This window comes from Collinsella aerofaciens, from assembly GCF_040920445.1.
Classification (GTDB): Bacteria; Actinomycetota; Coriobacteriia; order Coriobacteriales; family Coriobacteriaceae; genus Collinsella; species Collinsella aerofaciens_BH.
The window spans coordinates 23,929-35,355 of record NZ_JBCOTQ010000019.1 but is presented as its reverse complement, the minus strand read 5'-3'; the positions used below and the strand labels follow the sequence as shown (position 1 = coordinate 35,355).

General features: G+C 61.7%; 10 protein-coding genes. 5 read left to right on the top strand and 5 right to left on the bottom strand.

All coding sequences use genetic code 11. From position 1 onward, the window contains the following. Window positions 1-315: 315 nt before the first annotated feature. The 3 genes from queA to AB5405_RS04650 all read right to left on the bottom strand — a co-directional run bounded on the left by queA (window position 316) and on the right by AB5405_RS04650 (window position 2,750). Entirely contained in the window at window positions 316-1,527 is a 1,212-nt protein-coding gene (queA, locus tag AB5405_RS04660) for a tRNA preQ1(34) S-adenosylmethionine ribosyltransferase-isomerase QueA (protein ID WP_346978981.1), read from the bottom strand. 70 nt (window positions 1,528-1,597) lie between these two features. Beyond that, window positions 1,598-2,173 (bottom strand): epoxyqueuosine reductase QueH, encoded by a 576-nt coding sequence (locus tag AB5405_RS04655; RefSeq protein WP_040359283.1) that lies wholly within the window; start codon window positions 2,171-2,173, stop codon window positions 1,598-1,600. A gap of 10 nt (window positions 2,174-2,183) precedes the next feature. Then, window positions 2,184-2,750, bottom strand: coding sequence for a DUF3267 domain-containing protein (locus tag AB5405_RS04650; RefSeq protein WP_368137742.1), 567 nt, complete (start codon window positions 2,748-2,750; stop codon window positions 2,184-2,186). A 132-nt stretch (window positions 2,751-2,882) separates the two neighbouring features. Here AB5405_RS04650 and AB5405_RS04645 point away from each other — a divergent pair, with 132 nt between their 5' ends. Further along, window positions 2,883-5,033, top strand: a complete 2,151-nt coding sequence (locus tag AB5405_RS04645; RefSeq protein ID WP_349105615.1) for a methionine--tRNA ligase — start codon at window positions 2,883-2,885, stop codon at window positions 5,031-5,033. A 59-nt stretch (window positions 5,034-5,092) separates the two neighbouring features. Further along, window positions 5,093-6,196, top strand: coding sequence for an RsmB/NOP family class I SAM-dependent RNA methyltransferase (locus tag AB5405_RS04640; RefSeq protein WP_368137741.1), 1,104 nt, complete (start codon window positions 5,093-5,095; stop codon window positions 6,194-6,196). A 24-nt stretch (window positions 6,197-6,220) separates the two neighbouring features. Here the strand turns inward: AB5405_RS04640 and AB5405_RS04635 are convergent, their stop codons facing one another. Then, complete coding sequence (locus AB5405_RS04635) at window positions 6,221-6,391, bottom strand: hypothetical protein (protein ID WP_161116153.1); 171 nt, start codon at window positions 6,389-6,391, stop codon at window positions 6,221-6,223. A gap of 191 nt (window positions 6,392-6,582) precedes the next feature. Here AB5405_RS04635 and AB5405_RS04630 point away from each other — a divergent pair, with 191 nt between their 5' ends. Further along, window positions 6,583-7,674, top strand: a complete 1,092-nt coding sequence (locus AB5405_RS04630) for a beta/alpha barrel domain-containing protein (protein ID WP_089572116.1) — start codon at window positions 6,583-6,585, stop codon at window positions 7,672-7,674. Window positions 7,675-7,755: 81 nt separating this feature from the next. Here the strand turns inward: AB5405_RS04630 and AB5405_RS04625 are convergent, their stop codons facing one another. Next, window positions 7,756-8,646 carry a DegV family protein gene (locus AB5405_RS04625; protein WP_368137740.1) on the bottom strand — a complete coding sequence of 297 codons (891 nt, stop codon included), beginning with the start codon at window positions 8,644-8,646 and terminating at the stop codon, window positions 7,756-7,758. Between the two features lie 320 nt (window positions 8,647-8,966). Here AB5405_RS04625 and AB5405_RS04620 point away from each other — a divergent pair, with 320 nt between their 5' ends. Both AB5405_RS04620 and AB5405_RS04615 read left to right on the top strand, forming a co-directional pair. Then, the gene (locus tag AB5405_RS04620) at window positions 8,967-10,883 is read left to right on the top strand and encodes a fructose-1,6-bisphosphatase (RefSeq protein WP_368137739.1); all 1,917 of its coding nucleotides are present in this window, start codon (window positions 8,967-8,969) and stop codon (window positions 10,881-10,883) included. A gap of 79 nt (window positions 10,884-10,962) precedes the next feature. Then, window positions 10,963-11,358 carry a GtrA family protein gene (locus AB5405_RS04615; protein ID WP_006235398.1) on the top strand — a complete coding sequence of 132 codons (396 nt, stop codon included), beginning with the start codon at window positions 10,963-10,965 and terminating at the stop codon, window positions 11,356-11,358. Window positions 11,359-11,427: the final 69 nt, after the last annotated feature.

Here is an 11,427-nt window from a genome sequence, read left to right as displayed (position 1 = left end):
AGGTCGCCGCGGACGGGCTGATATAGGGAGGGGGCCTGACCCCATATCGTTGGGGCCAGGCCCGATTTTGCCTCTTGACAATGTCCTGCTCATATTAAAAGGAACGTCCCCAAGTGCCAAGTGCCCAATGACTACTCAACAACCACGGCAACACCGATGTTATGGCAGAGTCAGCGAGCGGGTCGCATTTGAGACAAGGTGACGTGAAACGAAAGGGCGCTGACCTTCTGGTCGCGCCCTTGAAGTTGAACGTCAGATTGTCCAAATGTGGCCCGCGCAGCGTCGAGCCGTTACGCGGTTCGTAGAACCGCGTAACTAACAAATGAGCATGGCGTCGCCAAAGCTGAAGAAGCGGTAGCGCTCCTCGATGGCGGCGGCGTAGGCATCCATGATCTGGTCGCGGGTGGCAAGCGCGCTCACGAGCATCATGAGCGTGGAGCGCGGCACGTGGAAGTTCGTGATCAGCGCGTCGACCACGTGATAGGTCGAGCCGGGCATGAGGTAGAGCTGCGTTGTCGCGTTCTCGCGCACCACGATGTCGCCGCGGCCGAGCGTGTCGGCCCCGTCCTCGCGGCCCTCAAAATAGCGCGCCGTCACAGCCGGATCGGACACCGGCGCGTCCGCGTCAAACGCGCTCTCGAGCGAGCGCACCGCGGTGGTGCCGACGGCGATCACACGATGACCCTCGGCCTTGGCCTTGTGCACGGCGTCGACAACTTCCTGCGACACGTGGTAGCGCTCGGTGTGCATGACGTGCTGCGTGGGGTCGTCCTCCTCCACCAAGCGGAAGGTATCGATGCCCACCTCGAGCTCGACGGCGGCAAACTTCGCACCCTTGGCCTCGATAGCGGCCATGAGCTCGGGAGTAAAGTGCAGACCCGCCGTGGGAGCTGCAGCCGAGTGCTCCTCCTTCATGGCGTAGACGGTCTGGTACTTCTCGGGATCGCCCTCGTAATCGGTAATGTAGGGCGGCAGCGGCACGTGGCCGGCAGCATGGATGGCCTCGTCGAGCGTGCGCGGCTCGCCGGCGGCATTGCAACCGGCCGGCTCAAAACGCACCAGGCGGCCGCCGCGGCTATCGGTGACAAAGTCGATGACCTCGGCCGTCAGCACCACGGGAGCCCCCTCGGGCGCATGGGCGCCACCGGCGCGATACTCAATCTGAGCACCGGGCTTCAGGCGCTTACCCGGCTTGACCAGGCACTCCCAAACGTGGCCCAGCGGGTCAACATCTTCGCGGCGCTTGAGCAGCAGCGTCTCGACCACGCCGCCCGAGCCCTCCTTGCGACCGATCAGGCGGGCCGGCATCACGCGCGTCTTGTTGATGACGAGCACATCGCCAGGCTCGATATAGTCGATGATGTCGCGGAAGATGCGGTGCTCAACGGTACCGCCGTGCTCCAGCGGCGTTCCCGCCTGGGAGCCCTTGCGATCCACCACCAGCAGGCGGCAGGAGTCGCGCGGCTCGGCAGGAGCCTGGGCAATCAGTTCCTCAGGAAGGTTGTAGTCAAAATCATCGGTACGCATAGACACGTCGGATACTCCTTATATAGCCAAAGTCCGTTCTACATCCTAGCAGGCTGCCAGCTCAAAAGAACTACTTTTTGGACGCTTTGCGCTCGTCGCGGATGCGAGCGCGGTCCATGGCCGCCTCGACGGCCGAGAATCGGCAGCCGCAGTAATTCTGCCGATACATACCCAGCTCGCGCGAGCGACGCGTCGCCTCGGGGTAATACGGGCGAAAATCGCGAATCACCGGGGTGAGCCCATGTGCCGCCGCCAAGCGCTCGAGCACGTCATTGCAGGTGTCGAACAGCTGATACGGCGAGACGGCGAGCGTCGTGCCCACAAACTCAAACCCGCGCTCCTGGGCCACACGGCACGCCTCGGCCAGACGCAGGGCATAGCATGCGCGACAGCGACGGGCTCGATCGGCGCCCAGCGGGGCCACGCCGGCCTCCCAGCGCTCCCGGTCCTCCCCCGCTTCGATAAGCTCGATGTCGCCATCGGCACACCACCGGCGCAGCTCGTCCAAACGCCGCTGCCATTCATCGTGCGGCTGAATATTGGGGTTTGTCCAGCAGATTGTGGGCTCAAACCCTTCCTCGCGCAGCAGGCGGACCGGCTCAAGCGAGCACGGCGCACAGCAGGCGTGCAACAACAACGGCTTCATCGACATCTCCTCACCCGAAAAAGCGCACGCCGAAGGACGTGTCCTCGCAGGCGACAATGCGGCGGTCGCGCAAAATGGTCCGCACGTAATACCAGTCGCCCACACAGCCCGACAAATGCAAGCCGGTCGCCAGGTAGCACAGCAGCGGATAGCCCGAGAACGCAAACCCCAGGGCAAACGCTGTCGTCACAACAACCGTCGGTGCCAGGCAAACTGCCACGTACCGCCGGCGCGAATACACCACGCCCTCGGCGCAGGCATAGATCATCGCCGTCTCGCGATTCGCCCCAAAGGTCACCTTCGCGCCCACAGGCGCCAGCAGCTTAAAAAACACACCGTGCACCAGCTCGTGCACGGCGAACGACGCCATTGAGATCGCAGCCAAGCCGACTATCCAGCCCACGACCGTGGTCCAGCCGCCCGCGTCAGCCGCATCCAGGTCCGCGGGTCCGCCCAGCAGCATAAACACCGGCGCTAGGCACACGGCAAATGCGCCAAGCACGGCCATCCCCCACACAAAGCAGGCGTGCAGAAAATCCTCGTCTTCAAACGCATGTATGTTGGAAATCTCATTCATAGCATCTTAGGATAGCGCCCCTGCCACGTACCCGTCCGCATGTGCGATAATGTCGAACGATATGCACGAATTGACCACCGCGCCGCCGAGCCCCACGCCCGGCTGCGCTCTCACCATATGCGAAGGAGTCCCATGGCATCCAAATACTCCATGAACGACCGTCCCAACTGGCCTCGCCGCGCCATCGTTACCGCCGGCGAGCCCTACGGCAACAAGGGCCTTCACTTTGGCCATGTTGGCGGCGTCTTTGTCCCTGCCGACTTCTTCGCCCGCTTCCTGCGCGACCGCCTGGGCCGCGAGAACGTCATCTTCACCTCGGGCACCGACTGCTATGGCTCGCCCATCATGGAGAGCTACCGCAAGCTCAAGGAGAACGAGGGCTACGACAAGTCCATCGCCGAGTATGTCGAGTCCAATCACTCCCGCCAGGCCGCGACCCTCAACAACTACAACATCAGCTGCGATATCTACGGCGGCTCGGGCCTTGAGCCGGCTGCGCAGATTCACAACGAGGTGACCGCCGAGATTATCGAGCGTCTGCACGAACAGGGCACCATCTCCAAGCGCTCCACGCTGCAGTTCTACGACGCCAAGGCCGGCACGTTCCTCAACGGCCGCCAGGTGATCGGCCGCTGCCCCATCCAGGGCTGCAAGTCCGAGAAGGCTTATGCCGACGAGTGCGACCTGGGTCACCAGTTTGAGCCCGAGGAGCTCATCGCGCCCAAAAGCCAGCTCACCGGCGAGGTGCCCGAGCTGCGCCCGGTCGACAACCTCTACTTCGACCTGCCGGCCTACCTCGACTTTATGAAAACCTATACCGCCAAGCTCGCCCAGAACCCGCAGGTTCGCTCCGTGGTCTCCAAGACCATGGAAGAGTGGCTGCTGCCGGCCCAGCTCTACATCCAGAACAAGTTCCGCGAGGCCTTCGATGCCGTCGAGGATCAGCTTCCCGAGCACACCGTGCTGGAGCCCGAGGGCAACAAGAGCAGCTTTACCGTCACCTTCCCCAGCTGGAAGGAGCGCGACGATGCCCACGCGGTGCTCGCCAACGGCGGCGTGCGCTTCCGCAGCGGCAAGGCGCTCGTACCCTTCCGCATCACCGGCAACATCGACTGGGGCGTTCCGGTGCCCGAGGTCGATGGCGTCTCCGACGTCACCTGCTGGTGCTGGCCCGAGAGCCTGTGGGCTCCCATCAGCTATACGCGCACCGTGCTCGCACGCGATGCCAAGGCCGCCGGCGTGACCGAGGGCGTCGCCGCCCAGGATGCCGCCCTCATGGGCGAGCCCGCCGCCGATTCCACGCAGGTCCCCGCGCCCACCTACCAGCACAGCTCGCTCGACTGGCGCGACTGGTGGTGCTCGGATGACGCACAGATCTACCAGTTCATTGGCCAGGACAACATCTACTTCTATTGCATCGCGCAGACCGCCATGTGGGAGGCCCTGGGTTGGAACCTCACGCAGAGCACCGTCAGCGCCTGCTACCACCTGCTCTACATGGGCAAAAAGGCAAGCTCGTCCTCGCAGACTCCTCCCCCGCCGGCAGACGACCTGCTCAACCACTACACCTGCGAGCAGATGCGCGCGCATTGGCTGTCGCTCGGCCTGTCCGAGAAGCCGGTGAGCTTTAGCCCCAAGGCATACGACACCCGCGTGACCGGCAAGGACAAGGACGGCAACGAGGTACACGCCTGCGACGACAAGCGCGTCATCGATCCGGCCCTTAAGGAAAGCGCCCTTTTGACCGGCGTCTTCAACCGCCTGGCCCGCAGCTGCTTCTACGGCGTCGCCGTCAAGGAAGGCGACGAGAGCCCGTACCGCAACGGTTGCATTCCCGCTGGCGCCGCCTCGGCCACCGTGGTCGAGGCCGCCGAGCAAGCCGCCCTCGCGTTTGAGCAGGCCATGTACAAGTTCGAGACGCACCACGCGCTCGCTGTGTGCGACGACTACCTGCGCGCCGCCAACAAGCGCTGGAGCGATGCCTCCAAGGCCGCCAACAAGCTCGAGGGCGAGCCGGCCAACGCCGCCATGACGCAGGCCCTCGTCGACGCCTTTACCGAGCTGCGCGTAGCGACCGTGCTCATGCACGGCATCGTGCCGGCCGGCTGCGAGCTCATCTGCGAGTACTTCGACGTTGACCCGGTCGCCTTCTTTAGCTGGGATAACATCTTTGCCTCCACGGATGAGTTTGTGGAGAGCCTGGGCGAGAAGCCCGGCGAGCACCGCGTGAAGCCGCTGCCCCCGCGCTTCGACTTCTTTAGCAAGCACGAGAGCCAGTACTAAAGCACGCCAGCAGCGGCGTGCCCGGAAAGTAGTCAATTTGGGACGGGAAGGAAAGACGGATGTCCAAGCCGCGTCGTCGTAAGCAGAAAAAGCAGGTCAAGGCCGAGCTCAAGCTCAGGCAGTTTGCTGCTACCGAGCTTTCCGACCAGCTTGCCGCCCTTCCCTGCGCCGCCGACCTGCCGCGCTTTATGGTCGACACGGTCGCCGGCGCCTATGCGCCCGCCGATGCCAAGCTCATGATCGAGGGCTTCGGCGCCGCGGCCACACGCCCGGTCACGCTGCGCGCCAACACGCTCAAGGCGACCGCCGAGGACATCGCTGCGGCGCTCGATGCCGCCTGCATCGCCCACCAAACCGTTACCTGGTATCCGGACGCCTTTATCCTGCCCGAGGCCCAGGTTTCAGATCTGTGGGATCTCGACATCTACCGCGACGGCAAAATCTACCTGCAGAGCCTGTCATCCATGATGCCGCCGTTGGTCCTGGGCGCTCAGGCCGGCGAGGACATCCTGGACATGTGCGCAGCCCCTGGCGGCAAGACGACGCAGATCGCCGCCCTCACCCAGGGCCAGGCGCACCTCACAGCCTGCGAGATGAGCATTCCCCGCGCCGAAAAGCTCGAGTCAAACCTCCATCGCCAGGGTGCCAAAAACGTGCCCGTCATGCGCATCGACGCACGCGAGCTCGACGAGTTCTTCCGCTTCGACCGCATCCTGCTCGACGCCCCCTGCACCGGCACGGGCACCGTCATCAGCGGCAACGAGAAAAGCCTGCGCGGCCTGACCGAGCAGCTGCTTGGCAAGTGTGCCCGCTCGCAGCGCGCGCTTCTGGACCGCGCCATGGGGGCCCTCAAACCTGGCGGCACGCTCGTCTATTCGACTTGTTCGATCATGCCGCAGGAAAACGAGGACGCCCTGCAAGAGGCCCTCGACAAGCATATGGATTGCGAGCTCATCCCCCTTGACGGCACGCCGAGCGAAAGCGAAGCACGCCGCGCCCAGGAAGCCGGCGAGGAGCCGCGTATCGAGTGCAACGCTCTCACCGAGGCCATCGCCGCCGGCCACGTCTCGTCCGTCGCCAACGGTATGCCCGGCACGCTGACCATTCCGCCTAGCCGCGACTTTGAGGGCTTCTACATTGCCCTGATCCGAAAACGCAGCTAGCGCACGGGTCCAAAACTCAACAAGTTATCTCTGTGCGCGTTTGCCCTGCTGGTCGCGATGCTGTTTAAGCATCGTGCGCTCCTTGCGTTCGGCCCTTTTGCCCTTAATGGCCGTGACCACAAAGTAGATGACCGCGGCGACAACGATTGCGCCCACACACAGGCCAATCGAGCCAAACATTGCTGTCAATTCCATACCGCGTCACCTCTCTTTTAAACGGGACTTTCAAGATAGCACCTCGATCCCCGCCACCACAGCTCCTTCACGTTCGCCGGCCCTTCGGTCTAACGGATGGCGCAGCGGGGAAAAATCAACTCGTCAATCGATTTAGCATTCGCTATTCCGGCTGCATCGCGCCGGCCGTCATCACATAGAATCGAGCCTCCATGGATACCCTCAACGATCTAAATGAGCGCGTCGACGCCTTCGTCGGCACCAGCTCCTTCGACACGCCTGCCGCGGCAAACGACCAAGCTCCCATCGATGTGCCCGCCGAGGTACACGAGGACATCGTCGCCTCGGTCGATTTCTCCGAGGTCGAGCTCGCAGACGAGTTCACCGAGCCCCAGGTAGCCGTGACCCCCAACGGACTGCTCCCCATGGAGCCCCTGCCCATCGACGGACGTCTGCGCAAGGCTGCCCTTCGCATGCCCGACGAGATCGAGGAGGCCAGCGGCTTCACGCTCTTCGGCCGCCGCATCAAGTCGCTCATTTACACCACCGATGTCGCGGTTATCCGCAACTCCAACGCCGATGCCGTCTTTGCGGTCTACCCCTTCACGCCGCAGCCCGCCATTACGCAAGCGCTGCTGACCGTCGCCGAGTGCCCGGTCTTTGTAGGCGTGGGCGGTGGCACCACCACCGGTAAGCGCTCCGTGCAGATGGCAGCCGTCTCCGAGATGCAGGGCGCGGCGGGCTGTGTGGTCAACTCCCCCGCCACTGCCGAGATGGTCGAGCACATCACCAACATCGCCGACATCCCCGTCATCGCCACGGTCGTTCGCTGCGACGACGATGCTCACGCCAAGGTGCGCGCCGGAGCCAAGATTCTCAACATCGCCGCCGGCAAGAACACGCCCCAGGTCCTACGCGAGCTGCGCGAGCACTATCCCAACCTGCCGCTCATCGCGCCGGGCGGCAAGACGCCCGAGAGCATCCGTGAGACCATCGCCGCCGGCGCCAACGCCATCATCTGGACGCCGCCTTCGGCCCAGCAGTTACAGACCGACATGATGCAGCGTTATCGCAAGATGAAGGAAGACGCCACACCTGTCATCTCGCGCGACGATGTGCCCATTATCGACCAGGTCGCCGCCGCCGAGGTCAGCCAGGTCGAGAACATGAATCCCGATGTGCCGATTCCCGACGAAGTCATCGAGCGCGTCGCTTCGATCCACGAGCGCGTCGAGGAGCATCGCGCCAACCGCGGCCTCAAGCCGTCACTGCACGGCTTCTTCTTCCGCGGAAAGAAACGCTAGCCGCAACAGCAAGGCCCGCCCCACAAACGTGAGGCGGGCCGTTTTCGTTTGAGCAATCACGCAGCGACGTGATGAGCCAAGTTAATCCACGCGCTTGTCGCCCATAAAGAAGAGCGCCACCGTACCAGGTCCGGTATGCGAGCCAATCAGAGTACCGATGTCATTGATCTCAATCTTGCCTTTAAGCTGCGGAACCTGTTCCTCAATCAGCGCCGCAACTGCCTCGGCATCCTCACGGCACGCCGAGTGCGACATGATGCACTTACCCGAATAATCCACACCGTCCCGCACGTGTGCCATCATGGTCTTGGCCATCTCGGAAATCGCGCGCTTCTTAGTGCGAATCTTCTCACGTGGCGACAGCTTGCCATCGCAATCGACCGTCATAAGCGGGCAAATCTTAAGCGCCGTGCCGATGATCGCACTCGCAGCCGAAATGCGACCGCCTCGTAGGTAGCTCGACAGATCGGTCGAGAAGAACCAGTGGTGCAGGTTGAGTTTGTGCTCCTCGATCCAGGCAGCCGTCTCGTCGAGTGAAGCCCCGCTATCGCGCACGTCGGCGGCATATTCCAGCAACAGGCCAAAGCCCGAAGACGCCGCCAGCGAATCGATGACGCGCACCTTGCCGCCCTCGGGATAGCGATCCGCAAGCATCTGCGCCGCGACGCAGGCCGATCCATACGTGCCCGAAATACCCGACGACAACGTCAGGTGCAGCACGTCTTTACCCTCGGCAACAAACGGCTCCCAAAACTCCTCGTACTCACCCACGCTCACCTGAGACGTCTTGGGCATGGCGCCCGCGGCAATCTGGGCAAAAAACTTGTCCGGCGTAATCGACTGATACAGATCGTCCGTATAGACAACATCGTCGATCTCGTAATGAAAATACGCGACAGGAATATTGCGCGAGTCAAAGAACTCCCGAGTTCGGTCGGCGGCAGATTCACAGGTCAGGACAAAATCACTCATATGAGGCTCCTTACGTATTGCTGCGCAAATTATCGCACAGTGAGCCTACATACGGTACATATGTCCACTATTTACCAAATCGAACCAAAAATAGCGAACATCTTTACCACCATCGTCTCCACCGACCCCACGCATAAATATCTGAGAAAACACCCTCTGTCGTCTCCACTCAACCGCCATATCTACCTCAACTAAATCGATTTACCAAACCGTTCAGCCGACAATTCAGCCGCTGGCGCAAAATCGAAACAAAAGCGGCGCATACTGATAAACGTTTGACGCTGTTTATCAGTTTTACCAGCCCCATCGGAAGGTGTTTCATGGTCGCATTCGATCGCAACCCGCAAGACTTCAAGTATCTGCGCCTGCTGTCGAGACAGTTCCCCACCGAACAATCCGCATTTACCGAGATTATCAACCTCTCAGCCATCCTCAACCTACCCAAGGGCACCGAGCATTTTATGAGCGACGTGCACGGCGAGTACGAAGCCTTTATGCACATCCTCAACAACTGCTCGGGCGTCGTGCGCGAACATGTCGACGAGATCTTTGGCGACACGCTCTCCTTTGACGAAAAGGGCGAGCTGTGCACGCTCATCTACTACCCGCGCGAGAAGATCGAGCTGGTTCGCAGCCAGCGCGAGGACTCGCCAACCTGGTACAAGACGATGCTTGACCAGCTCATCATGGTCGCACGCTCGCTTTCAAGCCGCTACACGCGCTCCAAGGTGCGTAAGGCCATCCCGCGCGATTACGCCTACATCATCGACGAGTTGTTGCACACGCACCCGGACGAGAACAACTATCGCGTGCGCTATCACGAGCGCATCGTGGAGTCCATCCTGGAGACCGCCAGTGCCGACGACTTTATCGAGTCGCTCGCTTCGCTCATTAAGCGCCTGGCCGTCGACCACCTGCACCTGGTGGGCGACATCTTCGACCGCGGCGGCGGCGCGGCCAAGATTATGGACCGTCTGCTCACCTACCATTCACTGGACATCCAGTGGGGCAACCACGACCTGCTGTGGATGGGTGCTGCGGCCGGTGAGCCCGCCTGCATCGCCACGGTGTTGCGCAACAACCTACGCTACGACAACTACGAGATCCTGGAGAATGACTACGGTATCTCGCTGCGTGAACTTGTCGCCTTTGCCGATGCCACCTACACCGCCGGTGAGTCCATCACCCCGCTGATCAAGGCCATCAACGTGCTGCTCTTTAAGCTCGAGGGCCAGATTATCCAGCGCCACCCCGAGTTCGATATGACCGACCGCCTGTTACTCGACAAGATCAATCACGACACCGGCACGGTCACGCTCGCCGACGGCAGCGTGTGGCCGCTCACGACCAGCGACTTCCCCACCGTCGACCCGGCGGACCCCTATACGCTCACGCCCCAGGAGCAGCACATCATCGACAAGCTCGTGTCCGAGTTTGTCACCGCCGATCACCTGCATCGCCATATCGATTTCCTCTATTCCCACGGCTCGATGTACAAGGTCACCAACGGCAACCTGCTGTTCCATGGCTGCGTGCCGCTCAACGAAGACGGCACCTTTAGCAGCATGAACTGCTTGGGCACCTGGCACGCTGGCCGCGATTATCTCGATTTTTGCGACCACATCGCCCGCCGCGCCTGGCGCGTGGGCGACCGCGACGCCCTCGACTGGATGTGGTACCTGTGGATTGGCTTTAACTCGCCCGCCAGTGGACGCCTGGTGCGTACCTTTGAGCGCGCCTATATCGCCGATAAGAGTACCTGGGTCGAGCCGATGGATCCGTACTTTACGCTTACCAAGTCGCCCTCGGTCTGCGATGACATCATGCGCGAGTTTGGCGTCGCGCCCATGGCATGTTCACCGACCGGTCACATCATCAACGGCCATACGCCCGTCAAGACGACCAAAGGCGAGCAGCCTATCCGAGCCGAGGGCAAGCTGCTGGTCATCGATGGTGGCTTCTGCCGCGCTTACCATCCCAAGACGGGTATCGCCGGCTATACGCTCATCTCGAGCTCGCGCGGCTGCCGCCTCAAGTCGCACCGGGCCTTTACGACGGTTGCCGAGGCACTCACGCGCAACGTGGACATCGAAAGCGAGACCAATCGTTTTGACCAAGCAGACCGTCGCCGCATGGTGAGCGACACCGATACTGGCGCCAAGATCCGCAGCCAAATCCAGGACCTGCGTCAACTGCTCGATGCATATAGAAACGGTGCTATCGAGGAGCGCGCCTAGCACCACCCGCGGGGATTGGCTAAACTGTGCCAAGTTTGTCATCCCCGCGGCGCTTCGGCGCCAGCTTAAGGCAGGTACCATGCAAAAGCTCCTTGCGCAGATCATGAAATTTGGTGTCGTCGGTGTCATTGCCACGGTTATCGACTTTGGCATTATGAATCTGCTCCACTACGGTCTGGGCCTCAACATCCTAATCGCCAACACCAGCGGCTTTATCATCTCACTCATCTTTAACTACCTCGCAAGCATGAAGTACGTGTTTGCGCACAAGGAAGGCATGAGCCGCCGCCGCGAGTTCATCATCTTTGTCGTGCTGTCCGTAATCGGCTTGGCACTCAACGACGGTATCGTGCTGACACTCAACGCCGGCCTGGGACTCGAGGCCAATATCGCCAAGATCTGCGCCACCGCGCTTGTCATGGTCTACAACTTTGTGACCCGAAAGATCTTCCTGGAGGGCGACGAGACCAAGTAACTCGCAACCTTACAGCTTTACGATGCCCACGGATGACGCGCGTCGAGCGCTGCGTTGTTCGTGGGCTTT

Bases quoted from the DNA above. Each gene is read 5' to 3' on its own strand.
- AB5405_RS04640 (WP_368137741.1), top strand. From the start codon at position 5,093: ATGTCCAAGCCGCGTCGTCGTAAGCAGAAAAAGCAGGTCAAGGCCGAG.
- AB5405_RS04625 (WP_368137740.1), bottom strand. From the start codon at position 8,646: ATGAGTGATTTTGTCCTGACCTGTGAATCTGCCGCCGACCGAACTCGG.
- queA (WP_346978981.1), bottom strand. From the start codon at position 1,527: ATGCGTACCGATGATTTTGACTACAACCTTCCTGAGGAACTGATTGCC.
- AB5405_RS04645 (WP_349105615.1), top strand. From the start codon at position 2,883: ATGGCATCCAAATACTCCATGAACGACCGTCCCAACTGGCCTCGCCGC.
- AB5405_RS04615 (WP_006235398.1), top strand. From the start codon at position 10,963: ATGCAAAAGCTCCTTGCGCAGATCATGAAATTTGGTGTCGTCGGTGTC.
- AB5405_RS04630 (WP_089572116.1), top strand. From the start codon at position 6,583: ATGGATACCCTCAACGATCTAAATGAGCGCGTCGACGCCTTCGTCGGC.
- AB5405_RS04635 (WP_161116153.1), bottom strand. From the start codon at position 6,391: ATGGAATTGACAGCAATGTTTGGCTCGATTGGCCTGTGTGTGGGCGCA.
- AB5405_RS04620 (WP_368137739.1), top strand. From the start codon at position 8,967: ATGGTCGCATTCGATCGCAACCCGCAAGACTTCAAGTATCTGCGCCTG.
- AB5405_RS04650 (WP_368137742.1), bottom strand. From the start codon at position 2,750: ATGAATGAGATTTCCAACATACATGCGTTTGAAGACGAGGATTTTCTG.
- AB5405_RS04655 (WP_040359283.1), bottom strand. From the start codon at position 2,173: ATGAAGCCGTTGTTGTTGCACGCCTGCTGTGCGCCGTGCTCGCTTGAG.